Origin of the sequence: Mesorhizobium sp. M1342, assembly GCF_040317955.1 — a bacterium.
Classification (GTDB): domain Bacteria; phylum Pseudomonadota; class Alphaproteobacteria; order Rhizobiales; family Rhizobiaceae; genus Mesorhizobium.
Genome location: NZ_JAMYLI010000025.1, coordinates 1 through 24,135 on the forward strand (window position 1 = coordinate 1; position 24,135 = coordinate 24,135).

Consider the following 24,135-nt stretch of genomic DNA (forward strand, 5'->3'; position numbering starts at 1 on the left):
GAACTGACCGCTCGGCTTCGTCGTCATCGCAAGATCCCTGGTTCAAAAACAGGGAATCACATCCACACAATTTTGCAACAGGCCCCTTGCGGGGGAGATGCCCGGCAGGGCAGAGGGGGGTGTGACGGAACGCCATCGTTCCTGCTACTTCCCCTTCCAAACCGGCTCACGCTTCTCCGCAAAAGCGCGAAAACCCTCCATGCCGTCCTCGGAGCCGTAGAGCGCATCGACCGTCGGCAGCTGCCGCCGCGTCACCCTGTTCATCGCGTCCTGGAAGGTCAGCGCCTCGGCCACCCGCGCCGTTTCCTTGATCGCGGCAAACACCAGCGGCGGGCCGCCGGCCAGCAGCCGGGCGATCTCCCAGACGCGATCTTCCAGCCTTTCCTTTGGCAGCACTTCGTTGACCAGGCCCCAGCGATGCGCCTCGGCCACATCCATCCAGCGGCCGGTCAGCAGAAGGTCCATGGCGACATGGTAGGGGATGCGCTTCGGCAGCTTGATCGTCGCGGCGTCGGCCAGCGTGCCGGCGCGAATCTCGGGCAGCGCGAAGGAGGAATGATCGGAGGCGTAGATGAGGTCGCAGGACAGCGCCAGCTCGAAGCCGCCTCCGACCGCCATACCGTTGACGCAAGCGATCACCGGCTTGTTGAGGTCGCGCAACTCCTGCAGCCCGGCAAAGCCGCCGACGCCATAGTCGCCATCGACCGCATCGCCGCCGGCGGCCGCCTTCAAATCCCAGCCGGCACAGAAGAACTTGTCGCCGGCGGTCTTGACGATGGCGACGCGAAGCTCCGGATCGTCTCGGAATGCCTTGAACGTCTCGCCCATCAGCCGCGAGGTCTTCAGGTCGATGGCGTTGGCCTTGGGCCGGTCGAGCGTGACTTCGAGGATGGTGCCCTCGCGGCGGGTCGAAATGACGTCAGACATTCTTCTTGTCTCCCAGCACCAGCAGTGCGTCGGCGATCCAGGCGCCTTTGCCCTCCGCGCAGACGATCAGCGGGTTGATATCGAGTTCCTCGATCTCGCCGGCATTCTGCTGCACGAAGGCGGCAATGCCCGAAATGGCGTCGATGGCGGCCTGGACATCGGCCTTCGGCCGGCCGCGATAGCCTTCGAGCAGCGGGAACAGCTTCAGGCCGCGCAACGCCGCCTCGATGTCGTCGCGGGTTGCCGGCAGCATCAGCGTGACGCTGTCGCGCAACAGCTCGACCAGCACGCCGCCTGTGCCCAAGGTCATCACCGCGCCGAACATCGGATCGCGGGTGAAGCCGACGATCAGTTCAGCGACACCGTCGCGCACCATGCGCTCGACATAGAGCCCGGTGCCGAGCGGCAGCAGGTCATGCGCTGCGGTGCTGACGGATTCGGCATCCCTGAGATTGAGCCTGACAGCGCCAACTTCGGATTTGTGAGTGACGCCGAGCGCCTTCAACGCCACCGGGAAGCCGAGCGCCATGGAAGAGATCACCGCCTCGACCGCATTGGCGGCGCGTTCGCCCTTCGGCACCGGCAGGCCAGCCTTGATCAGCCGTGACTTCGCCTCGGCCTCATCGGGCGTGACGTGGTCGCCGCCAGGCGCACCGGATGCGGACGTGTCGATCGGCTGCGCCTGCGGTTCAGCCCAAGCCCAGCCGATGAAGGCCGCCGCCCCGGCGGCATCCATGGCTTCCGAAATGCCGAACAACGGCACCATGCCGCGCGCCATCAACTCGGCCGTGTATTCCTCCGGCAGGTTCTCCGGCAACGAGGAGACGATCGCGCCATGCGCCTTGTTGGTCTTCAGCGCCGATTCGAAGGCGCGCAGCGTCGCCCACCAGTCGGTGACCGAGCAGCGGTCGGGGCGCGGAAAATCGAGCACCAGCATGTTGAGGTCGAAGCCGCCCGACACCATGGCGGTGAAGGTGGCGGTCATCGCCGGCTCGTTGTTCCAGATGAAGGTGTGATAGTCCAAGGGATTGGCGACCGCGACCAGCGGCCCGAGCGTCGATTTGACATGGGCGCGGTGGCTGTCGATCAGCACAGGGAAATTGACCCAGCGCCCTTCGGCGCTGTCGGCCATGACGGAGGCCTCGCCGCCGGAGCAGCTCATCGACGACAGCCTATAGCCTGGCAGCGGGCCGGTGATGTGCAGCAGCTTCAGCGCCTCGATGAAGGCGGGGATCGAATCGACTCTCGCAATGCCGAGCCGCCGCAGGAACGCACCCGAGGCCGCGTCCGAGCCGGCCAGCGAGGCGGTATGCGAGACAGTCGCCTGCCTGGCCTGTTCGGAACGGCCGACCTTCATGGCGATGATCGGCTTCTTCAGCTCGCGCGCCCGTGCCGCCAGCCGCTCGAAGCCGGCTACCGAATCGAAAGCCTCGATATGCAGGCCGAGCGACGTGACCCGCTCGTCCTCGATCAGGCCGAGCGCCATTTCGGACAGGCCGGTCTGCGCCTGGTTGCCGGCGGTCATCAGGAAGGCGATCGGCAGGCCGCGCCTTTGCATCGTCATGTTGATGGCGATGTTGGAGGACTGGGTGATGATGGCGACGCCCTTGCCGCCCTCGGCCAGTCTTATCCCGCCATGCTGGTCGGGCCACAGAAGCGCGCCGTCGGCATAATTGATCAGGCCGTAGCAATTCGGCCCGATGATCGGCATCGAGCCGGCCGCCCCGACCAGCTCGGCCTGCAGCCGCTCGCCGTCGTCGTCATAGGCCTCGGTTTCGAGGAAGCCGGCGGCAAAGCAGACGGCGCCGCCGGCGCCGCGTTCGGCCAGCGCCTTGACCACCTCTATGGTCAAATGCCGGTTGACGCCGACAAAGGCGGCGTCCGGCGCGGCCGGCAGGTCGGCGACCGAGCGATAGGCCTTGCGGCCGGCGACCTCGTCCTTGGTCGGATGCACCGGCCAGATCTCGCCGGCAAAGCCCATCTTGATCGATTGCGCGACGACGGCTGCAGCCTGCGCACCGCCGAATACGGCAATCGACTTCGGCCGCAGGAGACGCTCAAGTTTATGCATATGTTATGCCCCAAACGGACGCAGCAGCGCCCGTGAAATGATGTGGCGCTGGATTTCCGACGTGCCCTCCCAGATGCGCTCGACGCGGGCGTCGCGCCAGATGCGCTCCAGCGGCAAATCGTCCATCAGCCCCATGCCGCCATGGATCTGGATCGCTTCATCGGCAACGTATGCAAGCATTTCGGTGGCCTTCAGTTTGGCCATGGCCATGTCCTGGTCGGTGACTGTGCCCTGATCGTACTTCCAGCCGGCTTCGAACACCATCAGGTCGGCGGCCTTCAGTTCGGTCGCCATGTCGGCAAGCTTGAACGATACGCCCTGGAACTTGCCGATCTGCTGGCCGAACTGCTGGCGCTGCGCGGCATATTCCACCGCATGGCCAAGCGCCCGCTCGGCACGGCCGAGACAGGTCGCGCCGACCTGCAGGCGGGTGGCGCCGAGCCATGAATTGGCGACGTCGAACCCTTTATGGACTTCGCCCAACACTTGGGCGGCGGGAAGCCGGCAATCGTCGAATTCGAGGATGGCGTTGGTGTAGCCGCGATGCGAGACGTTGCGGTAGCCATCGCGAACGGTGAAGCCTTTGGTGCCCTTATCGACAAAAAAGGCGGTGATCTTCTTGCGCTTGCCGCGCGGCGAATCCTCTTCGCCGGAAGCCATGAACACGATAGCAAAGTCGGCGAGGTCGGCGTGGGAGATAAAATGCTTGGTGCCGTTGAGCACCCAGTCGTCGCCATCCTGCACGGCCGTCGCCTTCATGCCGCGCAGGTCGGAGCCGGCGCCCGGCTCGGTCATCGCCAGGCAGTCCCATTTCTCGCCGCGGATGCAGGGGAACAGATACTTCTCGCGCTGCTCGGGCGTGCCGGCCAAGAGGATGTTGGAGGGCCGCGCCACGCAGGTCCAGTGCAGCGCATAGTTGGCGCGGCCGAGTTCCTTTTCGTAGAGCAGCCAGGTCACCGTATCCAGGCCAGCGCCGCCGACATCGGCCGGCATGTTGGCGGCATAGAGCCCGGCTTCGATCGCCTTGACCTTGATCTCCTCGATCAGGTCGCGGCGCAGCACGCCGGTGCGCTCGACCTCGCGCTCATGCGGGTATAGCTCGTTCTCGACGAACGCCTTCGTCGTCTCGACGATGAGCCTCTGTTCTTCCGACAGCCCGAAATCCATGCTTCAGCCCTTCTTCTTGCCGGTCTTTTTCTTCGGCTTCTCGGCTTTTTTCACCGGCTTCAACGCCTTGGCCTTCTCGGCCGCCTTGGAGGCCGTGGGCTTCTTCGCCGCCAGCTTGGCCAACTGCCTAGTATAGTCCTTGTGCAGGGCGCCGGCGCCCCAGCCCTTGCCTTTGTTCTGCTTCGACAGCGCATCCATGATGGCGACCAGATTGTCGTCGCGGATCTTTTCCAGTTCGCGGATCGACAGGCCATGCGCCTGGTCGTCCGACTGCGTGGCGATCAGGTCGACCAACTCGTCGTTGAACTCCGGCACATCCATCAGCTTGGTCCATGGCCATTTCAGGCAGGGCCCGAACTGCGCCATGAAGTGGCGCATGCCGGCCTCGCCGCCGGCGACGCGATAGACCTGGAACATGCCCATCTGCGCCCAGCGCAGGCCGAAGCCGTAGCGCATGATGTCGTCGAGTTCCTCGACCGTGCAGATGCCGTCCTTGATCAGCCACAGCGCCTCGCGCCATGCCGCTTCGAGCAGGCGGTCGCCGACGAAGGCCTCGATCTCCTTGCGGATGACGACCGGCTTCATGCCGATCGAGGCATACATCTCCTTGGCGACCTCGATCGCCTCGGGAAAGGTCTGCTCGCCGCCCACGATCTCGACCAGCGGCAGGAGATAGACCGGGTTGAACGGATGGCCGACCACCAGCCGCTCCGGATGCTTCTTCATAGCCACCTGCATGTCGGTTGGCTTGATGCCGGAGGTCGAGGAACCGACAATCGCATTGGCCGGCGCGTGGGTATCGATCTCGGCGAGCACCCGGTGCTTGAGGTCGAGCCGTTCCGGCACGCTTTCCTGAATGAAATCGGCATCGGCCACTGCCTCGGCGATGGTCTTGGCAAAGGTCAGCTTGCCCTCTTTCGGCAAACCGCCGGGCACCATCTGCTTGTAGGCGCGGCGCGCGCCCTTCATCACTTCGCCGACCTTGCGCGACGCCTCGGGATCGGGATCGAAGATCGACACGTCGATGCCGTTGAGCAGCAGCCGCGCCACCCAGCCGGCGCCGATGACGCCGCCACCGATGGCGGCTGCCTTGTTGATGATGCTCATGCGGAAGCTCCGGTTCTGGTCATGGCGGTTGTGGGATCTATGAGCGGCACGCGTTCGCCGGCGCGGATCACGGACGGGTCGTATGCCTTGCGGGCAAAGACTTCGAGGACGAAGGGCCGAAAGAATTCGATCGGCAGCGTGTCATAGTCGGGGTTGAAGCTCGACTGGTCCCAGCGCTCGCAAAACTGGTCGCAATCGTCAAAATAGACGTGGCCGGCAAAGCGGTCGCGCGCATGGCGGTTACCGCCGAGGTGATGGGCATAGTAGAGCCGCTGGAAGTCGCCATGCTTTTCCACCACCCAGGTGCATTGTTCGCGCACGAAGGGTTTCAGGATCGAAGCGGCATATTCGTCGTGATTGTAAGGCGCATAGATGTCGCCGATGTCGTGCAGTAGCGCGCAGGCGATCCAGTCGGTGTCGGCGCCGTCGCGCCAGGCACGCGTCGCCGCCTGCAGCGAATGGCCGAGCCGGGTGATCTTGTAGCCCGACAGGCCCGCGTCGAGCTGCACCAGCGCATCGAGCAGCCGCTCGCCGGTCCTGGCCGCGTAGTCGATCTCATGCGCGGTCAGGAACTCGTAGTCGTCCCGGTCGCCATCCTTCATCGCGGTGAATTTTACGGTAGTCATGCCGACCCTCCCGACGAATAATTTATGCCGCGATCGGCGCCCGCTTGGTAAGGTTGAGCTTCTGCCGCACCTCTTCCGGCCCAAGAATCCTGGCGCCGAGATTGGTGACGATGCTGGCGGCGCGCTCGACCAACTGCGCATTGGTCGCCAGCACGCCCTTGTCGAGCCAGAGATTGTCTTCGAGACCGACGCGGACATTGCCGCCGGCCAGCACTGCCGCAGCAGCATAGGCCATCTGGTTGCGGCCGATGGCAAAGGCCGACCAATTCCAGGTCGACGGCACATTGTTGACCATCGCCATGAAGGTGTTGAGGTCGTCGGGCGCACCCCACGGCACGCCCATGCAGAGCTGCACCAGCGCATCCGGATTGAGCACCTTTTCCTCGACCAGCTGCTTGGCGAACCACAGATGACCGGTGTCGAAAGCCTCGATCTCCGGCTTGACGCCCAGCGCCGTCATCATGCCGCCCATGGCGCGCAGCATGCCGGGCGTGTTGGTCATGACATAATCGGCTTCGGCGAAGTTCATGGTGCCGCAGTCGAGCGTGCAGATTTCCGGCAGGCACTGGCGCACATGTTCCATGCGGTTGGTGGCGCCGCCCATGTCGGTGCCTTTTTCGTTGAGCGGCAGCGGCGCTTCCGGCGATCCGAACACCATGTCGCCGCCCATGCCGGCGGTCAGGTTCAGGATGACGTCGACTTCTGCCTCGCGGATGCGCTCGGTCACTTCGCGGTAGAGATGCACGTCGCGCCTCGGCTTGCCGGTTTCAGGGTCACGCACATGGCAGTGGACGATGGCAGCGCCCGCCTTGGCCGCATCAATGGCCGAATCCGCAATCTGCTTGGGCGAGCGCGGCACATGCGGGCTGCGGTCCTGCGACCCACCGGATCCCGTCACGGCACAGGTAATGAAAACCTCACGGTTCATCGCAAGCGGCATGGAACTCTCCTCCGATAGAAACAGACCACAACAATGCCCGACTTGCCGGAAACTGTTTTGCGTTTTACGAAGCTTCCATGACGAAAAGCGAAAAGCCAACGATCTTTCGTGCCGAGCGCCTGCCGCTCAAGGTGACGCTGCTGGTGTTTTCCGGCTCGTCCATCATGTGCGTGGCCTCAGCCGTCGATCCGCTGCGCGCCGCCAACCGTATCGCCGGCGAGACCTTGTTCGATTTCAAGCTGGTCTCCGTCACTGGCGAGGCTCCGGTCACCACATGCGGCCTGCCGGTGGCGGTCAGTGGCCGTTTCGACGCGGGCGAGCCGACCGACGTCCTTGTCGTCGTCGCCGGCTTCGGCACCCAGAATTATGCAACCTCGGCTCTGTTGTCCGGACTGCGCCGGGCTGCGCGTACGGCCCGCGCGTGCGGCGGTGTCGAGGCCGGCACCTGGCTGGTGGCGCGCGCCGGCCTGCTGGAAGGGCGCAGCGCCACCACCCACTGGGAGGACATGGAGGATTTCTCGTCGGCTTTCCCCGGCGTCGACGTGCGTCCGGACCGCTACGTCATAGACGGGCCGGTGTTCACGTCGGGCGGCGCGTCGCCGACCTTCGACCTGATGCTGCATCTCATTCGCACGCGGCTGGGCATGGCCGTCGCGCTCGATGTCGCCAGCGTCTTCATCTATGACCAGGCGCGTGCCGCGACCGACGCCCAGCCACTGGTCTCGCTTGGCCGGCTCGACGGCTACGATCCGCGGCTGGCGCAAGCCATCCGGCTTATGGAATCGCATGTCGACCAGCCGCTCACCATAGAAGCGGTGGCAAAACGTGCCGGGGTGACGGCACGGACGCTGGAAAGCATCTTTCGCAAGTCGATCGGCGAGACGCCAGGCGCCTATTATCTCAGGCTGCGCCTGGGTGCTGCCCGCCGGCTGGTGGTCGACACCAGAGTGGCGATGGCCGACATTGCCGGGCGGACCGGATTTTCGTCCGCCGCGGCATTTTCTAGGGCGTTTTCAAGGGCTTTCGGTGAAGCGCCGGTCAGGCTGCGCCGGGGCTGAGTGCAGGTCGACCGAAAGGACGACGATATGCACAAAATCGGAAAGATCAGGCCGCGTCCTGACGGCCGCTGCCGCCATCGATCTGCGAGCGCATCTGTTTAGCAAGGTGGGTCTCAAAACGGCTGGCGACGGCGCGGTCCCACTCGTTCGAGCGGCGCGTGCCATCCTTCGGATGCGGCATTGCCATCAGTCTATCGATGATCGATCCGGCCTCGCCAGGTGAGAGCAGGGCGTCGATTTCACGTTCGTTCTGCATATCGGTTCGCCTCCTTCTTCCTCTCCCGCCACGAGCCAGTCTTATACGAGATTCGTGACGGCAGTTTGAAGGCAAGAGCGAGGTCATTGAAGGGCGTCGAAGGGCAAAACCATGTCGCGGGACCGGGCCATGCGCAAAGCTGTTCCTGCGCCTTGGCAGGTCAGGTCAAGGAGAAATCTACAGCCGCTTTTCGAACAGCACCGTGGTGAAGCCACTGTCCCATTCGTCGTCTGGATAGCGGTTTTTTTCGATATAGCCGACCGCCTTGTAGAGTGCTTGTGCGGGCAGGTTGAACGTGTCGGTTTCCAGCCGCGCCTGCGCCAATCCGGCGGCGCCGATCGCCTGTTCGGCATGGGAAAGCAGCTTGCGGCCGACACCTTGGCCTTGACGGGACGCCATGACGTGCAGGGCCTCGATGAAATCCGCGCGCCAATGGATCAGGCCGGCGACCTCGCCATCGATCTCGGCAACGGCGAATTCAGGCCAGCTCTGGTCGACATAGCGCCCGCCAATATCCGTCTCGACATAGCGCCGCGCCGCTGCTTCGGTGATGTTCGGCAGTCATGTGCCTTCGAAGGTTTCATGCAGCACCTGCTTCAACGCCGGAATATCGCTCGCCTGCGCCGGGCGCACGATGATTCGATCCTCTGCCATTTTCCGTCTCCCGCCAATGCATGTCGCCCAAAAGCGCACAGCGATTTTGGGATGGCGACATGCATAAAATAAAGGCTGCCGCACGGGCCCTCTTTCGGCGACACGCGTGGCATCTTGATCACACGCTGGCTGCCGAAGATCTGTGCGATCCCCGGCAGCCTCGTGCGAAGTGGGCTGACTAGCAGATGGCGATAGCGGCGGCTTTCAGCCAGTGGTGTCGGATGTCGGTCCAGAGATGGAGCGGCGCGCGCCTTACACGTAGCGGTTGACGATATTTTCCAGCAGTTCCTGGCGACCGGACCTCGGCTGCGGCTCGATCTTCTTCTTGACGACGCGCTCGGCGATATCCTCCAGCGTGCGCTTGCCGGCGAGCATCGCCTTGCCCTCGGCCGTGTTCCAGCCGGCATAACGTTCGGCCAGCGGCGCCGATAGCGCCTTGTCCTCGACCATGCGGGCCGCGGCTTTCAGGCCGCGTGCGCAAGAATCCATGCCGCCGATATGGCCGATCAGCAGGTCCTGCGGATCGAGCGACTGGCGGCGCAGCTTGGCGTCGAAATTGGTGCCGCCGGTCTTGAAGCCGCCGGCCTGCAGGACCTGATAGTAGGCCAGCGCCATTTCCGGCACGTTGTTGGGGAACTGGTCGGTGTCCCAGCCCGACTGGTAGTCGTTGCGGTTCATATCGATCGAACCGAAAATGCCGAGCGCATTGGCCAGAGCCAGTTCGTGCTCGAAGGAATGGCCGGCCAGGATGGCGTGGCCCTGCTCGATATTGACCTTGACCTCCTTCTCCAGCCCGAAGCGCTTGAGGAAGCCGTAGACGGTGGCGACATCGTAATCATACTGATGCTTGGTCGGCTCCTGCGGCTTCGGCTCGATCAGGATCGTGCCTTTGAAACCGATCTTGTGCTTGTAGTCGACGACCATGCTGAGGAACCGGCCGGCCTGTTCCTGCTCGCGCGCGAGGTCGGTGTTGAGCAGCGTCTCATAGCCTTCGCGCCCGCCCCACAGCACGTAGTTTTCGCCCTTCAGCCGTTTGGTGACGTCGATGCAGCTTTTTACCGTCGCCGCCGCGTAGGCAAAGACGTCCGGATCGGGATTGGTGGCCGCACCCGACATGAAGCGGCGATTGGAGAACAGATTGGCGGTGCCCCAAAGCAGCTTGACGCCGGTCTGCTTCATCTTCCCCGCAAAGTAATCGGCGATCTCGTCGAGGCGCGCGGCACTTTCGGAAAAGTCTTTGCCTTCCGGCCGCACATCGGCGTCATGGAAGCAGAAATAGGGCGCGCCGAGCAGCGAGAACATCTCGAAGGCGACGTCCGCTTTCAGTTTTGCCAGCTCCATCGTGTCGGTGCCGCCTGCCTTGGGAAACCACGGCCGGTCGAAGGTCTGGCCGCCGAACGGATCGCCGCCCGGCCAGGCAAAGGAGTGCCAGTAGGCGACGGCGAAGCGCAGATGGTCTTCCAGCCGTTTGCCGGCGACGACCTCGTCGGGATTGTAGAACCTATAGGCCAGCGGATTGGTCGAATCCGGCCCTTCATATTTGATTTTCTTGGTGTCGCCGAAGAATCCGCTGCTCATGATTTCTGTCCTCTCACAAAGTTCTGCCGCCATTACCTCAGGCGTAATTGGTTTCAGGCCAGCGCTGGTCGAAAAGGGTCATGTCAAAGCCATCAAACGAAGGAGACAGACCATGACCGACCTCACCAAGATCGCTGAAAACTACATCACCGCCTGGAACGAAAGCGATGCCGGCCGCCGGGCCGAATTGCTCAAGGCGACCTTCACGGAAGACGTCAGCTATCGTGATCCGCTCATGCAGGGCGACGGCCATGAAGGCGTCGCGGCTCTGATCGACGGCGTGCAGCAGCGCTTTGCCGGCTTCCGGTTCTCGCTGAAGGGCACGCCGGACGGTTTTGCCGACAAGATCCGCTTCTCCTGGAACCTTGGCCCTGAGGGGACGCCTTCGGTGATCGAAGGCACCGATATCGGAATCATCGAGAACGGCCGCCTGAAGAGCGTCACCGGCTTTCTCGACAAGGTGCCGGCGCAGTGAGGATTTCTCAGGGAGGCGGGCGTGAAGCGCCCCCCTCTGGCCTGCCGGCCATCTCCCCCGCAAGGGGGGAGATGGGTTGGCATCCGCGCCTTCGCCAATCACCCACCGTGCAGGACTGGCATATCCGTCAACGCTGCTAATCTCCCCCCTTGCGGGGGAGATGCCCGGCAGGGCAGAGGGGGGTGCCTCGCGCTCACTCACGCGGTCAGGCTCTTGATTGCCGGGTACAGCGACCGGTAGCGCTGATACGCATCCGCATACGCCCCAGCGAGCGCAGCGTCCGGTTCGATCGTCGCATCCGTTCTCGGTGCCGTACAGACTTCAAGCGGATCGGCACCCGTCGCAGCAATCAGACCGAGCCGTGCGGCACCAAAGGCGGCGCCGAAATCGCCGTCGGCGGGAATGTCGACAGGCAGTTGAAGCGCGGTGGCAATCGCCTTCAACCAGTAGTGCGAGCGCGAGCCGCCGCCGATCGCCGTCACCCGCGTCAAGGTCGTGCCGGCCGTGGCCAGGGCTTCGAGGCTGTCGCGGAAGGCAAAGGCCACACCCTCCAGCACGGCCTGGGTCAGCACGGCACGGCTCGATTCATGCGCCAGCCCGGTGAACGCGCCGCGAATGGCGGCATCATTGTAGGGTGTGCGCTCACCCGAAAGATAAGGCAGGAAGGACACGCCGCTGGGCGCCTTCAATGTGTCGCCGAGCTGAGCGGTCAATTCGCCGGCGCTCTTCCCGGTGATTTCGGACAGCCAGTTGAGCGAATCCGTCGCCGACAGGATGACCCCCATCTGATGCCAGGTGTTCGGCAGGGCGTGGCAGAAGGTGTGAACCGCGCTAGCCGGGTTGGGCAGGTAGGAAGCGTTGGCGGCAAACAGCACGCCCGATGTGCCGAGCGAGACGAAAGCGTGGCCGGCGCCGACCGTGCCCATGCCGCAGGCCGAGGCCGCATTGTCGCCGGCGCCGCCGGCGATCGGAATGCCGGCCTGGACGCCCCATTTCGATGCCAATTCGCTGCGCAGTGCGCCTGCCCTGTGCGTACCCTCAACCAGCGACGGCATCTGCCTCTCGTCGAGCGACGTCGCTGCGAGCAGGTCCGTACTCCAGCGCCGCTTGCCGACATCGAGCCAGGAGGTACCGGCAGAATCCGACATTTCCGAAATGTGTTCGCCCGAAAGCCAGAGCCGCAGGAAGTCCTTGGGCAGCAGCACTTTTGCGACCTTGGCGAAGAGAGCGGGTTCGTTGTTTTTCACCCAGGCAAGTTTCGGCGCGGTGAAACCGGGAAAGACGATGTTGCCGGTCAGGGCGCGGAAGCGCGGATCGGCGTCGAGCACGGCCGCCTCGGCATGGCTGCGCGTGTCGTTCCACAGGATGCAGGGACGCAGCACCTTGTCGGCGGCGTCGAGCAGCGTGGCGCCATGCATCTGCCCGGACAGGCCAATGCCCTTGACTGCCGCGAGTTCATCCGGATGGGAGGATCTGAGTTCGGCGATTGCGTCTTCGCAGGCCCGGATCCAGTGCTCGGGATTCTGTTCCGACCAGCCGGGATGCGGCCGTGAAACATCAAGCGAACCGTGGCCGGAACCGATGACGGTTTGCCCGGCATCGATCAGCAGCGCCTTGACGCCCGACGTCCCGAGATCGAGGCCCAGATACATGTCTTCCTCCCACGCCAGTTAATTTTTTCGGGTCTCGAAAAAATCTGACTTGGCCAGTTTTTAAAACAAGATCCGCTTCGGGTCAATTCTCCGACAAATCGGCGGCGCGTCGCACAAACAGCGCTGACAGCGGACTGTCGGGCCGCGCCATCGAACGCTCGGCCGTGAGCGCCCTGGCCAGCGCACCCTCACCGGCGCGCAACGCTGCCTCGATCAGCGTCAGGTCGATAACATCGCGTTGGGCGTGGCTGCCGCCGAAACGATGAGCGATCGAGCGGATCGGCCGGATCAGGCGCACGGCCTCGGTGTAGCTGCCCTCACCGAATGCCTTGATGGCGAGCGTCAGCGGATGGCCGACATCCCGCGTGAAAGCCGCATTGTCGTCGCTGCCACGCATGGCCTCGCGCTGCGCCTCGAGCAAAGCGAGGGCCGGCGCATCGAACCCTGCACCGACAAAGGCCATCATCGCGTGGGCATCGTTGAAGGCATAAAGGCCCGCTCCGGCCTTGCGCCAATTGGCGGCAAGCGCTGCCCAGCGGTCGCCGACATCGACGCTGCCCAGGGCGAGCCGCCACAGGACTGCCGAGGCATCGACCATGTTGAGCGCCATCGTCGATTGCACGCTGTAGATAGGGCCGTCATAGAGGGCCAGCACCGCGTCGGTTTCGCCGAGATCGTAATGGAACAGCGCCAGGTGCCACCAATTGTGCACCTGCAGGAAGCTCTCCCTTGTCCACGCTTCCGGGTTGGCCTGCATCCAGGCGATGCCATCCCTTTGCCGGCTCTGCATTTCCATGACATGGGCGACGGCGTGCTGGGCCCAGCCATCGCGCTGCTCCATGTCGACCGCCGCGCGGCCAAGCTGCTCGGCCCTGACATAGTCACCCATTTCCTCCAGCCCGAAGGCCTGCATGCCGAGCATGGCGTGGTAGCCGGGCATGCCGCTTTGCCATGACGGCAGGGCCCGCGCGATGCGGTCGCGCAGCATGCGTGCATTGCCGGTGAAGAAATCGATCTGGTGGCCGACCTGCAGCGCCAGCCCGTCGCGGGGGGTCTCGATGGTGATGTCCTCGAGAATGCGGCTGGCTTGATGCCATCGTCCGCTGGCGAGATGCCCGAGGGCCGAGACATGCGCCCGCTCGCGCGTGGTCGCGGCAAGCGGCAGTGCGGCCTCATGGCAGGCCTTGGCCACGGCCATCGCCTCCCGCTCGGTGGCGAGGCCGAACAGATAACCCTTGAACACATGCGCCATGACGAAGCCGGGATTTTCCGCGATGGCGCGGTCGACGGAGGCTACGGGATCGCCGACGAAGCACTGCAGTTCACGCACTGCCTGGCTGTAGGGGGTGAATCCCGCCTCCGTGGCGCCCGAAAGTGCCAGGCCGAATGCGTCCCTGGTTGCCATGCGATGTCCTTCTGTCGACCCGTGACAGGCCCTCGATCCTTCGGCCCAAACCGATCCTAAAGCATGGGCCACGGCAACGCCAACCGCGCGCTACGCCAGGTCATTTGAGTAGTCTTTGCAGTTTAGCAACCATGCGGGGCAGATCAGGCTTTGTAAAATCGAATGAATTGTGTCTTCATTACGGCGACTGGCGGGGGCTGGAAATCGCGAATCGAGAGGGGACGCGATGCGGCATATGAAGAACTCACTTCCGAACAGTCATTCGGAGGATGTGCAGGTGGCAGTTGCTTCGCTACGGCGAAAGCCGCATCCGCTACACCCGTGGCTTATTAGCATCCTCTCAACTACGGCTTTTGCGTTGCTGCCCAACTCCGCCGCGTTTGCCGCATGCGTGCTGGGTCCATCCGCCGGAAACACCGTTTACACCTGCGACAGCGGCGATTCAGGCGGCAGCCTCGCCGATCCCGATGGCGACAACACGCTCAATTTTCCCGCCGGGGGCACCGGGCAGATATCAGGCAATGTCACCTTTGGTGTCGGCACGGACCGCATCGATATGCAGTCAGGCGCCATCACCGGCACCGTCGATCAGGGTGGCGGCACCGATTTTTTCACCATCGGCGCGGGTACCGTCGCCGGCAATGTCCAGCAGGGCGCCGGCATCGACGACTTCAACATGAGCGGCGGCCAGATCGGTTCGCTCAACCAGGGCGATGGCCTGGACACGTTCACCATGACCGGCGGGCGCATCGTCGATTTCTTCGACGATGGCGACCGTGCCGTGATGACCGGTGGCCGCATCGGCCGCGTCAACATGAAGCTCGATCAGAATTACTTCAACATGTCCGGCGGCACCATCGACCGCAACCTCGTCACCGGCTTCGACAAGGACACGATCATCCTGTCGGGCGGCACCATCGGCGGCAACATCAGCGTCAGCGGCGGCGACGACAGCGTCACGGTCACCGGCGGTACGGTCGGTGGCGATATACTGATGAGCTTTGGCGCCGACAGTTTCGTCTGGAACGGTGGCGGCATCATCTATGGCGCCGTCGACCTCGGCGGCGACAACGACACCGCCGAACTCAGCAACCTCACCAACGCCAATCTCGGTGCCACGAATACCATATCGGGTGGTCTCGGCACCGACGCGCTCACCCTGGACAACGTCAAACTGGATGGGATCAGCCGGCTCCAGAACTGGGAAAGCATCGACGCCACCAATGACACCGAGCTGACGCTCGACGGCAATCTGGTGCTCGGCGACAGCGGCACCGGCACAGGTTCGCTCAGTGTCGATGCCGCAAGCACGCTCTATGGCGGCGGTTTCAACGCGGCGATCCAGGCGTTTACAGCGGGTCAGTTGGCGCAGGTCACCAATGCCGGACGCATCGACCTGACCAATGGCAGCACCGGTGCCACCGACAGCCTGACGATTTCGGGCAATTATGTCGGCCTGGGTGGCCTGCTGCTTATCCAGACCGAGCTCGGTGACGATTCCTCCGCATCCGACAAGTTGGTCCTGTCGAGCGGAACGGCTTCCGGTTCGACCGGCATCTCCGTGGTCAATCTCGGCGGCGCGGGGGCTGCGACCACGCAGGACGGCATCATGGTCGTCCAGGCAATCAACGGCGCCACCTCGGGCGCCACGACATTTGCGCTCGACGCCCCGGTCGCCGCCGGTGCCTTCGAATATTACCTGTTCAAGGGCGGCGTCAGCGCCGGCAGCGAGGAGAACTGGTACCTGCGCTCGACGCTGAACACGCCGGCCCCGCCGGCCGCAGCCCCGCCGGTGCTGGAACCTGCTGCGCCGCCGGAACCTGAGCCGCCGGCGGCCGAACCGCCACCGCCGCCGCCCATCGACCCTGCGCCGCCGCCGCCGCCGGAATCCACCCCCGGCGACCCCGATCCGGTTGATCCGGCGCCGCCGGTCGTGCCGACCGATCCGCCGCCCGCGACACCACCGGCACCACCGCCGGCACCAGTGGCAGATCCCCCCCCGCCGCCGCCGGTGGTGCCAACGGAGGTGCCCGACCTACCGACACCAGCGGCGGGCGAGGAGATCCTGCTCTATCGCATCGAGGTTCCGGTCTATTCGGCCTTGCCGCCGGTCGCCGAACATCTGGCGATGACGACGCTCGGCACCTTCCACGAACGGCGCGGCGAGCAGAGCCTGTTGTCGAACACCGAGCTGTCGCCGGTCTGGGGCCGCATCTTCGGTCAGGACAGCAAGATGGCGTATTCAGGAACGGTATCGCCGTCCTTCGACGGCACCCTGTTCGGCCTTCAGGCGGGCTTCGATCTGTTCGGCCGCGAAACCGCGTCGGGCCAGACCGATCGCGCCGGCCTGTTCGTCGCCTATGCCAGCATGAATGGCGACGTGCGCGGCCAGGCGCTGGGCTGGGACAATCTGTCCGTCGGCAGCATGGATATCAACGGCACCAGCGTCGGCGGCTACTGGACCCGGATCGGTCAGGGTGGCTGGTACCTGGACGGCGTCCTCATGGCCACCTTCTTCGGCGGAAACGCAACATCGTCGCGCGACATCGGCATCGATGTCGGCGGGACCGGCATCACCGCTTCGCTGGAAGGCGGCTATCCCATCGCGCTGGGGCAAGGCTGGACGCTTGAACCGCAGGCGCAACTGGTCTGGCAGCAACTGTCGCTCGACGATGCGTCGGACCGCTTTGCTTCGGTTTCCTTTGATACGGACGGCAGCGTGACCGGCCGGCTCGGCGCACGGCTGCAAGGCGAAACAACGATCAATGGCATGGCGCTGCAGCCGTACCTCAAGGCCAACATCTGGCACGATTTCGGCGGCACGAGCCATGTCAATTTCGACACCACCGATATCTCCACCGAGGGCAGATCGACCTCGTTCGAATTCGGTGGCGGTGTGATCGCCAAGGTGACGGACAAGGTCAGCATCTTCGCCACCGGCGACTACACCACCAATCTCGGCGGCGACGAGCGTCGGATCCTCGAAGGCAATCTGGGGTTCAGCGTCAAATGGTAAGGCCGGTCATGACCCCGAAAAACAGTTTCGGGGTCACGGTCAGACAGAGAGCCTAATTGCTGGAACGCATCGCCACCGTGGCGATGCCGGCGCCAACCAGCAGCGTGCCGCCGGTGCGGTTGAAGATGCGGATCGCCTTGGGATTGCGCACCACGTTGCGTGCGCGTGAGGCGATCAGCGCATAGCCGAAAGCATTGGCAAAGGCGAGCGCCAGGAAGGTCGTCTCGAAGATCAGCATCTGCGTCCAGAAATCGGCGTACCGGTCGAGGAACTGCGGCAGGAAGGCGACGAAGAAGGTGATGCTTTTCGGATTGAGCGCGGTGACCAGCCAGGCGTGCGCCATCATCTTGGCCGAGGAGACCGCGTCGGTGCGCGGTTCGGCTTTCAGCGCGCCGCCTGCGCGAAACAGTTTCACGCCGAGATAGATCAGATAGCCGGCGCCGATCAGCTTCAGGATGGTGAAGACGGTCGCCGAAGCCGCCAGCAGCGCGCCGATACCCAGCATCGACAAGGTCATCGCCGTGAAGTCGCCCAGCGCCACGCCGATCGCCATCGGCAAGGCGGTGCGCCAGCCCTGGCCCAGCGCGTAGGACACGACGAGAAGGATGGTCGGACCCGGAATGATGAGAAGGATCGTCGATGCGGCAGCGAAGGCGGCCCAGTTTTCGAAGGACATGCTCATCTCCTTTGAGCTTAAAGAAGAGGATAAATCCTGAGGCCCGGGAGAATGTAAAGAGGCGATTTCCCTAACTGCGCCAGCGGCAGATCGATGTCAGTTCGCGCCGTTCAGCGTGCTCACAATATCGGCCAGGCTGACATTGGCACCGAGAGCGGTTGCCGCCGCGACAATGGCAGCGGCAAAAAGCTTGATGTCGGTTTTTAAGGTCTTGCACATGGGGGCCCCTCGCTGATGGTTCGAGGAGTAAAAAACGCCGGCGCCGGGAATATGACCCGACCGAGGTCTTTTTGTGCAGCAGCCTTCGTTCAAGCCCAGGCAAGAAGGTCGGACATCGTCAAGGCCATGCGCAAATGCAGCTGTGCAAGGTCTTCACGCTTTATCAACCATGAATGATGAAAATGCCCGCTATCCGGCCGGACCGTGCTTCCCGCCGACAGCGTAGGGTCTGGGTATATGCGTGAGTTGCCGCAAGGTCTGACGCCGCCGCGAAATGGCGACGCAATCGAAACCGATCATCATCTTTCCCGCCGTGCCATCCTGTCCGGGGCAGGGGCGCTCGCGCTGCTGAGCGCCGCCGGTTGTTCGACCTCGGGCGGGGTGTTGCCGGCGCTCGAGCTCGACGACGTCACCACGGGTTCCGTGCGGCCGATCCGGCCAAGCATCAGCGTCGACAAGAACATCACCAGCCCCGGCGTCATGTATGCCGGGCTGACCGACGGCGGCTTCAACGTACCGGAAGTGCCATATCTGAAGGTCAAGCCGGAATTCCGCCGCCAGATCGTCGTCGACACGACAGGAGAGGCGCCCGGCACCATCGTCGTCCATCTCAAGGAGCGCATGCTCTATCTCGTCCAGCCGGGTGGCGACGCCATTCGCTACGGCGTCGGCATCGGCAAGGATGGTTTCCGCTGGTCCGGCCGCGCCAACATCCAATACGGTAGGGAATGGCCGACTTGGACGCCGCCGCCCGAGATGATCGCGCGCAAGCCGGAACTGGTGAAATGGCAGGCCGGCCAGCCCGGCGGCCTCACCAACCCGCTCGGCGCGCGTGCCCTCTACATCTACCAGGACGGCAAGGACACCGGCTATCGCATCCACGGCTCGCCCGAATGGTGGAGCATCGGGCAAGCGATGTCGTCAGGCTGCGTGCGCCTGATCAACCAGGACATCATCGACCTCTACAGCCGCGTCTCCAAGAAAAATCCGGTCGTCGTCGTCTGACGCTTATGCGGCGTGTTGGCGCCGCTCGAAACTCCCGTTGCGCGATGCGGCAAGACAGGCCAAGGTGCCTTGAAAACCATCGCGCCGGGAGAAATCAAGCATGGCTGGAACGTTTGTCATCGCGCAGGGCGGCGGCCCAACCGCCGTCATCAACCAGACGGTGGTCGGGGCGACGCTGGAGATCCGCAAGCGGCATCCCGGTGCCAAGGTGCTGGGCTCCATCCATGGCGTGCGCGGCATCCGTGACGGCAATTATGTCGACCTTTCCGCCATCCCCGAGGACCGGCTGCGGCTGATTGCCGGCACGCCGAGCGCCGCCCTCGGCTCGACCCGCGACAAGCCCGACGCCGCCTATTGCGAGGTCATCCTCAACGGCCTGAAGAAGGCCGGCGCCGACGCCTTCATCTATATCGGCGGCAACGACACGTCGGGCACGCAGCAGATCCTGACCGATGCCGCCGGCGGCAAGATCGCCTTCGTCCACGCGCCAAAAACCATCGACAACGATCTCGAGGAAAACGACCACACGCCGGGCTTCATTTCGGCGGCCGAGTTCGTCGCTGGCGCCTTCCTCTCCGTCGATCTCGATTTCCGTGCGCTGCCCGGCATCTATGTCGGCATCGTCATGGGCCGGCATGCCGGCTTCCTGACCGCGGCCGCCGCTGCCTGGCAACTCGACGCCGACAGCGGCCCGCACCTCGTCTACGTGCCCGAGCGCCCATTCTCAGCCGCCGGCTTCATCGACGACGTGCGCGCCACGCTCGATCGCCACAAGCGCTGCATCGTCGCCGTATCGGAAGGTGTCGGCACCGCCGACGGCAAGGCCCTGGTCGAAAGCCTGGTGCCGCCGGACAAGCTTGAGCGCGACGCGCACGGCAACGTCAAGCTGTCGGGCAGCGACCTGCCGGCCGCACTCGAGCGCGCGTTGGCCGAGGGCCTGCCTGGCAAGCGTGCTCGCGTCGACGCCCTCGGCTACATGCCGCGCGGCTATATCGGCGCCATCAGCGCGGTCGATGCGCAGGAGGCCTTCGATGCCGGCGCCTTCGCCGTCTCTGTCGCCGAACAGGGCGGCGGCTCGGTGGCGCTGCAATATGACGGCACCAGAACGGTGCTGAAGAAGGTGCCGCTCAAGAACGTCGCCGGCAAGACACGCCACATGCCGGACGATTTCATGAAGCCCGATGTCAATCAGCTGTCGGATGCCGGCATGGCCTATCTCAAGCGACTGGTGCCGGAAAAGTACAAGGTCGGGAAGCCCTTCGTCTGATGCCGGGCTCACACTTGATGCCAGGCTGGTTCAGCAGGAGCGTCGTCGACGACAAGACGACGATGCTGACCGAGCCCTTCGTGCATGCCTATGTTCGGGCCAATATCTGGCATCTGCGCGGTCGCGATGCCGACCTGCTGGTCGACACCGGCATGGGCATCTGTCCGCTGGCGCCGCAGATCGAGACGGCGGACGGCAAGCCGCTGCTGGTCGTCGCCACCCACATCCATCTCGACCATGTCGGCTCGCTGCATGAATTCCCGTTGCGGGCCGGGCCAAGGATAAGCGCGGAACAATTCGAGAGCATGGATGAGGCGGCGACCTACGCCTACATGTTTCATGACCTCGAGGATGCCGTCTCGAAACTGCCGGCGCCCGGATGGAAGTCGGCCGACTACAGGATCCCGCCCGCGCCCTTGACGCGAACCCTGGACGAGGGCGATGTCGTCGATCTTGGCGACTGGCAATTTCGCGTGCTGCATTTGCCGGGCCATTCACCGGATTCGATCGCGCTGTTCGACGAGGTCGACGGCCTGTTCTTCAGCGGCGATGCCATCTACGACGCCATGCTGATCGACGACCTGCCGGATTCCGACCGAGCCGCCTATGTCAGCACGATGCAGCGCCTGCTCGACTTGCCGATCCGCATCGGTCACGGAGGACACGGACCGAGCTTCGACGGCAAGCGCATGCGCGAGATTGCCACGGCCTATCTCGAGCGAACCGCCGGTGGCTGAGGCTCCAGCGAGGCAGCAAGGCGGGGCCCGACGACTTTGCGACGCTGCCGCCGTGCGGATATTAAATCTTCGTAAGGTCGCCCTAAAACCCTAAATCGGGCGAATCCGCGCCCTAGATGCAAGGCCGTCGATCCGGTTGGCTGCCATGTAGGCGAGACGGGCAATTGCGACCTCGACACGCCGATGACCGATTTTCCCCGCACGGGAGAGGCCACGGCGCTGGATCAACTCTCGCCCGGACAAACGACCATGTCAGATATCCTTCGTAGGCATCGCGTCGCGGCCTTGCTGGGCGCTGCGCTGATCATATCCCCCTTCGTCATGTCTTTTGCCCAAAGGCGAGGGCAACACTATTCCGACGACCCAGACGCCTGTCGCCGGCATCACCGCGCCCAATGGCTCGTTCGCACCCATCGTTGCCGCCGACAAGCCGGCGGTGGTGACGGTCACCACCGTCATGAGGGCACAGCCTGAAACGATGAGCGATGCCTCTCCTTTCGACGGCGGCTCGCCTTTCGATGACTATTTCCGCCAGTTCTTCGGTGACCAGGGCATGCCGACGCCCAAGACGCCGCCACAACAGCAACCGCAGCGCGCCGAGGCGCTGGGTTCCGGCTTCATCGTCGGCGCGGATGGTACCATCGTCACCAACAATCACGTCATCGATGGCGCCTCTTCGATCAAGGTTACGCTCGATGACGGCACCGAACTTCCGGCCAAGCTTGTCGGCCGCGATGCCAAGAACGATCTCGCCGTACTCAAGATCAAGTCGGACAAACCCCTGCCGACAGTCAAATGGGGCGATTCCGACAAGCTCATGCCAGGCGACCAGGTGCTGGCCTTCGGCAACCCGTTCGGCATCGGCACGACCGTCACGGCAGGCATCGTCTCGGCGCGCGGCCGCGACCTGCATAGTGGGCCTTTCGACGATTTCATCCAGATCGACGCGCCGATCAACCACGGCAATTCCGGCGGCCCGCTGGTGGATGTCGCCGGCAATGTCGTCGGCATCAACACGGCGATCTATTCACCCAATGGCGGCAGCGTCGGCGTCGGTTTTGCCATTCCGTCGGGCCAGGCCCAGAAGGTGGTCGCCAAGCTGATGAAGGGCGGCTCTATCCAGTACGGCTATATCGGCGTTCAGATCCAGGAGGTGACGCCGGATGTCGCGAGCGCCATCGGGCTCGACCATTCCGGCGGCGCACTGGTCTCAGAGGTCAACGACGGTTCGCCGGCGGCCAAGGCCGGCATCGAGACGGGTGACGTCATCACCAGCTTTGCCGGGCAGGACGTGAAGGATCCCAAGGACCTGTCGCGGGCGGTCGCCGATGTCGCGCCGGGCGCCCGGGAAACGGTCGATGTCTGGCGCAAAGGCAAGCCGATTCGGATTTCCGTCGATGTCGGCCAAAACAGCGCCGATGCGAAGACCGCGTCGCTGGACGACGGGTCCGACGCGCCGAGCGCCGGGCGCGCTCCGGCGATAGGGCTCGGCTTGATGGATATAACACCCGACATTCGCCAGCAGATGAACCTTGCCGGCAAGCAGCACGGCGCGGTGGTTGCCAGCGTCAACCCCGACAAAGCGGCCGCCGCTTCCGGAATACAGGCCGGCGACATCATCGTTGCCGTCAATCAGGTGCCGGTCAAGAATGCCAGGCAGGTAACCCAGGCGATCGCCTTGGCCGGCAAGTCCGGCAGGAAATCGGTGCTGTTGCTGGTCGAGCGTGGCGACGCTCAAATGTACATCGCGGTGCCTTTCGCCAATGGCTGAGAAATGGCGTTGACGTGCACGCGGAGCGGCAGGTCCATCGGTGACGATCCCGCTGGTCTCCGCCCGTCAAGATTTCGGTTGCCCGTCACGACATCTTCGAGAACATTGCGTCAGGCCGATAGTGGCCTGATTGCATGGGGATTGCCGCTATGGTCACCCGAGGTTTCTCTTCAGGACGGCGCCCGCCAACCGATGGCGATGCCCGCATCCCGCCGGGCCAATATCTGGAACAGGGTTTTCCGGTGCTGTCGGCCGGTCCGACGCCGCGCGTGCGTACCGAGGATTGGTCTTTCACGCTGAAACATGGGCCACGCCCGATCAAGAAATGGAACTGGGCCGAGTTCAACGCGCTGCCGTTGACCAAGATGACACGCGATATCCATTGCGTGACAGCATGGACCAAGTTCGACACGCCGTGGCAGGGCGTGCTGGTCGACGATATCCTTGCCGATGCGGGTGTCGAGCCGCCGACCGGTTTCACGCTGGCGCACGCGTTCGACGGTTACACCACCAACGTACCGGTCACGGATCTCACCGCCGGCAAGGCCATGGTGGCGCTGCTTTACGAAGGCAAGCCGATCACGTCAGACCATGGCGGCCCGGCGAGGCTGCTGGTGCCGCATCTCTATTTCTGGAAGTCGGCCAAATGGCTGAACGGCCTGCAATTCACCACGCGCGACGAGCCCGGTTTCTGGGAATTGCGCGGCTACCACATCTATGGCGACCCATGGCGTGAACAGCGCTACACGGACGATCCATGAGCGATGCGGCAGCAGTGCAATCGCCTTGGCAGACAGCCAGGATCGTCCGCATAGAAAAACGCACGCCGCGTGTCACCAGCTTCCTTTTCCAACCGTCCCGGTCCTTTGCCTATCGCGCCGGGCAGCATGTCGACGTCAGGCTGACGGCGCCGGACGGCTATCAGGCGCGCCGCTCCTATTCCATCGCCTCCGCGCCCGAAACGCATGGCGTAATTGAACTGGCGATCGAAAAACTCGACGATGGCGAGGTCTCGCCCTTCTTCCACGAGGTCGCGGCAGTGGGCGATGAAATAGAACTGCGCGGGCCGCTTGGCGGGCATTTCGTCTGGCCCGAGGATGAGAGTGGGCCGCTTGTTCTGGTCGGCGGCGGTTCGGGCGTCGTGCCCTTGATGTCGATGCTCCGCCACCGCGCCGCACGTAATTCAGCGGTGCCCGTCGTCCTGGTCTTTTCGGTCCGGGTCTGGGACGAAGTGATCTTTCGTGACGAGCTGATCGTTCTCGATGAGCGCCAGGACGGCTTCGACCTGGTGCTGACACTGACCCGCGAAGCTGCACGCCGTCCAGCCGATTATGCGCGGCGGGTGGACGTCGCGATGATGGTGCAAGCCATGGCGCGGCTGCCGGAGCCGCCTGGCATCGCCTTCGTCTGCGGCTCCAACGCCTTCGTGTCAGCCGCCGCCCAGGCGCTGATCGATGCCGGCGTTGCAGCCGGAATCATTCGCACCGAACGCTACGGAGTTTGAACCGACGCCGCCTTTCGAGAAAGG

General features: G+C 64.0%; 21 protein-coding genes and 1 pseudogene. 9 read left to right on the top strand and 13 right to left on the bottom strand.

All coding sequences use genetic code 11. From position 1 onward, the window contains the following. Positions 1-144: 144 nt before the first annotated feature. Genes NKH06_RS23700 through bcoG form a run of 6 tightly spaced genes read right to left on the bottom strand, consistent with a single transcriptional unit; the run spans position 145 to position 6,838 of the window. On the bottom strand, positions 145-927 hold the full coding sequence (locus NKH06_RS23700) for a carnitinyl-CoA dehydratase (protein ID WP_352440492.1): 783 nt from the start codon (positions 925-927) through the stop codon (positions 145-147). Next, entirely contained in the window at positions 920-2,998 is a 2,079-nt protein-coding gene (locus tag NKH06_RS23705) for an acetate--CoA ligase family protein (protein ID WP_352440491.1), read from the bottom strand. Before NKH06_RS23705 ends, NKH06_RS23700 begins: the two co-directional genes overlap by 8 nt. Positions 2,999-3,001: 3 nt before the next feature. Continuing rightward, positions 3,002-4,165: an acyl-CoA dehydrogenase family protein gene (locus NKH06_RS23710; RefSeq protein ID WP_352440490.1), complete on the bottom strand. Its 1,164-nt coding sequence runs from the start codon at positions 4,163-4,165 to the stop codon at positions 3,002-3,004. 3 nt (positions 4,166-4,168) lie between these two features. Next, complete coding sequence (locus NKH06_RS23715) at positions 4,169-5,272, bottom strand: carnitine 3-dehydrogenase (protein WP_127322329.1); 1,104 nt, start codon at positions 5,270-5,272, stop codon at positions 4,169-4,171. Continuing rightward, on the bottom strand, positions 5,269-5,898 hold the full coding sequence (locus NKH06_RS23720; protein WP_352894228.1) for an HD domain-containing protein: 630 nt from the start codon (positions 5,896-5,898) through the stop codon (positions 5,269-5,271). Before NKH06_RS23720 ends, NKH06_RS23715 begins: the two co-directional genes overlap by 4 nt. Positions 5,899-5,920: 22 nt before the next feature. Beyond that, positions 5,921-6,838 (bottom strand): 3-dehydrocarnitine:acetyl-CoA trimethylamine transferase BcoG, encoded by a 918-nt coding sequence (gene bcoG / locus NKH06_RS23725; protein WP_127808248.1) that lies wholly within the window; start codon positions 6,836-6,838, stop codon positions 5,921-5,923. Between the two features lie 77 nt (positions 6,839-6,915). Between bcoG and NKH06_RS23730 the strand changes: the two genes are divergently transcribed. Then, complete coding sequence (locus tag NKH06_RS23730) at positions 6,916-7,896, top strand: GlxA family transcriptional regulator (protein WP_352629931.1); 981 nt, start codon at positions 6,916-6,918, stop codon at positions 7,894-7,896. A gap of 46 nt (positions 7,897-7,942) precedes the next feature. Here the strand turns inward: NKH06_RS23730 and NKH06_RS23735 are convergent, their stop codons facing one another. The 3 genes from NKH06_RS23735 to xylA all read right to left on the bottom strand — a co-directional run bounded on the left by NKH06_RS23735 (position 7,943) and on the right by xylA (position 10,384). Further along, positions 7,943-8,152, bottom strand: a complete 210-nt coding sequence (locus tag NKH06_RS23735; protein ID WP_352629929.1) for a hypothetical protein — start codon at positions 8,150-8,152, stop codon at positions 7,943-7,945. Positions 8,153-8,329: 177 nt separating this feature from the next. Then, the gene (locus NKH06_RS23740; protein ID WP_352894294.1) at positions 8,330-8,713 is read right to left on the bottom strand and encodes a GNAT family N-acetyltransferase; all 384 of its coding nucleotides are present in this window, start codon (positions 8,711-8,713) and stop codon (positions 8,330-8,332) included. Between the two features lie 345 nt (positions 8,714-9,058). Continuing rightward, complete coding sequence (gene xylA, locus NKH06_RS23745; protein WP_352894231.1) at positions 9,059-10,384, bottom strand: xylose isomerase; 1,326 nt, start codon at positions 10,382-10,384, stop codon at positions 9,059-9,061. 112 nt (positions 10,385-10,496) lie between these two features. Between xylA and NKH06_RS23750 the strand changes: the two genes are divergently transcribed. Further along, complete coding sequence (locus NKH06_RS23750; protein ID WP_063169801.1) at positions 10,497-10,859, top strand: nuclear transport factor 2 family protein; 363 nt, start codon at positions 10,497-10,499, stop codon at positions 10,857-10,859. Between the two features lie 197 nt (positions 10,860-11,056). On the opposite strand, the gene xylB is transcribed toward NKH06_RS23750, so the two are convergent. Together xylB and NKH06_RS23760 are read right to left on the bottom strand one after the other, a co-directional pair. Continuing rightward, entirely contained in the window at positions 11,057-12,511 is a 1,455-nt protein-coding gene (xylB, locus tag NKH06_RS23755; protein ID WP_352894233.1) for a xylulokinase, read from the bottom strand. Between the two features lie 82 nt (positions 12,512-12,593). Next, positions 12,594-13,916, bottom strand: a complete 1,323-nt coding sequence (locus NKH06_RS23760; protein ID WP_352894236.1) for a tetratricopeptide repeat protein — start codon at positions 13,914-13,916, stop codon at positions 12,594-12,596. Positions 13,917-14,142: 226 nt separating this feature from the next. Between NKH06_RS23760 and NKH06_RS23765 the strand changes: the two genes are divergently transcribed. Then, positions 14,143-16,932, top strand: coding sequence for an autotransporter family protein (locus tag NKH06_RS23765; RefSeq protein ID WP_352894238.1), 2,790 nt, complete (start codon positions 14,143-14,145; stop codon positions 16,930-16,932). A gap of 52 nt (positions 16,933-16,984) precedes the next feature. On the opposite strand, the gene NKH06_RS23770 is transcribed toward NKH06_RS23765, so the two are convergent. Together NKH06_RS23770 and NKH06_RS23775 are read right to left on the bottom strand one after the other, a co-directional pair. Further along, positions 16,985-17,608, bottom strand: a complete 624-nt coding sequence (locus NKH06_RS23770; RefSeq protein ID WP_128302751.1) for a LysE family translocator — start codon at positions 17,606-17,608, stop codon at positions 16,985-16,987. Between the two features lie 96 nt (positions 17,609-17,704). After that, positions 17,705-17,827, bottom strand: coding sequence for a hypothetical protein (locus tag NKH06_RS23775; RefSeq protein WP_023813668.1), 123 nt, complete (start codon positions 17,825-17,827; stop codon positions 17,705-17,707). 237 nt (positions 17,828-18,064) lie between these two features. On the opposite strand from NKH06_RS23775, the gene NKH06_RS23780 reads away from it, so the two are divergent. The 6 genes and pseudogenes from NKH06_RS23780 (at position 18,065) to NKH06_RS23805 (ending at position 24,111) form a co-directional block, all read left to right on the top strand. Then, entirely contained in the window at positions 18,065-18,832 is a 768-nt protein-coding gene (locus NKH06_RS23780; RefSeq protein ID WP_352894240.1) for a L,D-transpeptidase, read from the top strand. A gap of 100 nt (positions 18,833-18,932) precedes the next feature. After that, complete coding sequence (locus tag NKH06_RS23785) at positions 18,933-20,099, top strand: diphosphate--fructose-6-phosphate 1-phosphotransferase (protein ID WP_352894242.1); 1,167 nt, start codon at positions 18,933-18,935, stop codon at positions 20,097-20,099. Between the two features lie 17 nt (positions 20,100-20,116). Further along, entirely contained in the window at positions 20,117-20,836 is a 720-nt protein-coding gene (locus NKH06_RS23790; RefSeq protein WP_352440660.1) for an MBL fold metallo-hydrolase, read from the top strand. Between the two features lie 249 nt (positions 20,837-21,085). Then, a pseudogene (locus NKH06_RS23795) lies at positions 21,086-22,607 on the top strand (DegQ family serine endoprotease). A gap of 149 nt (positions 22,608-22,756) precedes the next feature. Beyond that, positions 22,757-23,368, top strand: coding sequence for a sulfite oxidase-like oxidoreductase (locus NKH06_RS23800; protein ID WP_352894245.1), 612 nt, complete (start codon positions 22,757-22,759; stop codon positions 23,366-23,368). Continuing rightward, positions 23,365-24,111 (top strand): FAD-binding oxidoreductase, encoded by a 747-nt coding sequence (locus NKH06_RS23805; RefSeq protein ID WP_352894248.1) that lies wholly within the window; start codon positions 23,365-23,367, stop codon positions 24,109-24,111. The genes NKH06_RS23800 and NKH06_RS23805 overlap by 4 nt, the downstream gene beginning before the upstream one ends. The last annotated feature ends 24 nt before the right edge of the window (positions 24,112-24,135 follow it).

Coding starts and splice junctions, on each gene's coding strand:
- xylB (WP_352894233.1), bottom strand. CDS start 12,511: ATGTATCTGGGCCTCGATCTCGGGACGTCGGGCGTCAAGGCGCTGCTG.
- NKH06_RS23775 (WP_023813668.1), bottom strand. CDS start 17,827: ATGTGCAAGACCTTAAAAACCGACATCAAGCTTTTTGCCGCTGCCATT.
- NKH06_RS23770 (WP_128302751.1), bottom strand. CDS start 17,608: ATGTCCTTCGAAAACTGGGCCGCCTTCGCTGCCGCATCGACGATCCTT.
- NKH06_RS23805 (WP_352894248.1), top strand. CDS start 23,365: ATGAGCGATGCGGCAGCAGTGCAATCGCCTTGGCAGACAGCCAGGATC.
- NKH06_RS23765 (WP_352894238.1), top strand. CDS start 14,143: ATGCGGCATATGAAGAACTCACTTCCGAACAGTCATTCGGAGGATGTG.
- NKH06_RS23780 (WP_352894240.1), top strand. CDS start 18,065: ATGCGTGAGTTGCCGCAAGGTCTGACGCCGCCGCGAAATGGCGACGCA.
- NKH06_RS23710 (WP_352440490.1), bottom strand. CDS start 4,165: ATGGATTTCGGGCTGTCGGAAGAACAGAGGCTCATCGTCGAGACGACG.
- bcoG (WP_127808248.1), bottom strand. CDS start 6,838: ATGCCGCTTGCGATGAACCGTGAGGTTTTCATTACCTGTGCCGTGACG.
- xylA (WP_352894231.1), bottom strand. CDS start 10,384: ATGAGCAGCGGATTCTTCGGCGACACCAAGAAAATCAAATATGAAGGG.
- NKH06_RS23760 (WP_352894236.1), bottom strand. CDS start 13,916: ATGGCAACCAGGGACGCATTCGGCCTGGCACTTTCGGGCGCCACGGAG.
- NKH06_RS23735 (WP_352629929.1), bottom strand. CDS start 8,152: ATGCAGAACGAACGTGAAATCGACGCCCTGCTCTCACCTGGCGAGGCC.
- NKH06_RS23730 (WP_352629931.1), top strand. CDS start 6,916: ATGACGAAAAGCGAAAAGCCAACGATCTTTCGTGCCGAGCGCCTGCCG.
- NKH06_RS23785 (WP_352894242.1), top strand. CDS start 18,933: ATGGCTGGAACGTTTGTCATCGCGCAGGGCGGCGGCCCAACCGCCGTC.
- NKH06_RS23790 (WP_352440660.1), top strand. CDS start 20,117: ATGCCAGGCTGGTTCAGCAGGAGCGTCGTCGACGACAAGACGACGATG.
- NKH06_RS23715 (WP_127322329.1), bottom strand. CDS start 5,272: ATGAGCATCATCAACAAGGCAGCCGCCATCGGTGGCGGCGTCATCGGC.
- NKH06_RS23750 (WP_063169801.1), top strand. CDS start 10,497: ATGACCGACCTCACCAAGATCGCTGAAAACTACATCACCGCCTGGAAC.
- NKH06_RS23705 (WP_352440491.1), bottom strand. CDS start 2,998: ATGCATAAACTTGAGCGTCTCCTGCGGCCGAAGTCGATTGCCGTATTC.
- NKH06_RS23800 (WP_352894245.1), top strand. CDS start 22,757: ATGGTCACCCGAGGTTTCTCTTCAGGACGGCGCCCGCCAACCGATGGC.
- NKH06_RS23720 (WP_352894228.1), bottom strand. CDS start 5,898: ATGACTACCGTAAAATTCACCGCGATGAAGGATGGCGACCGGGACGAC.
- NKH06_RS23700 (WP_352440492.1), bottom strand. CDS start 927: ATGTCTGACGTCATTTCGACCCGCCGCGAGGGCACCATCCTCGAAGTC.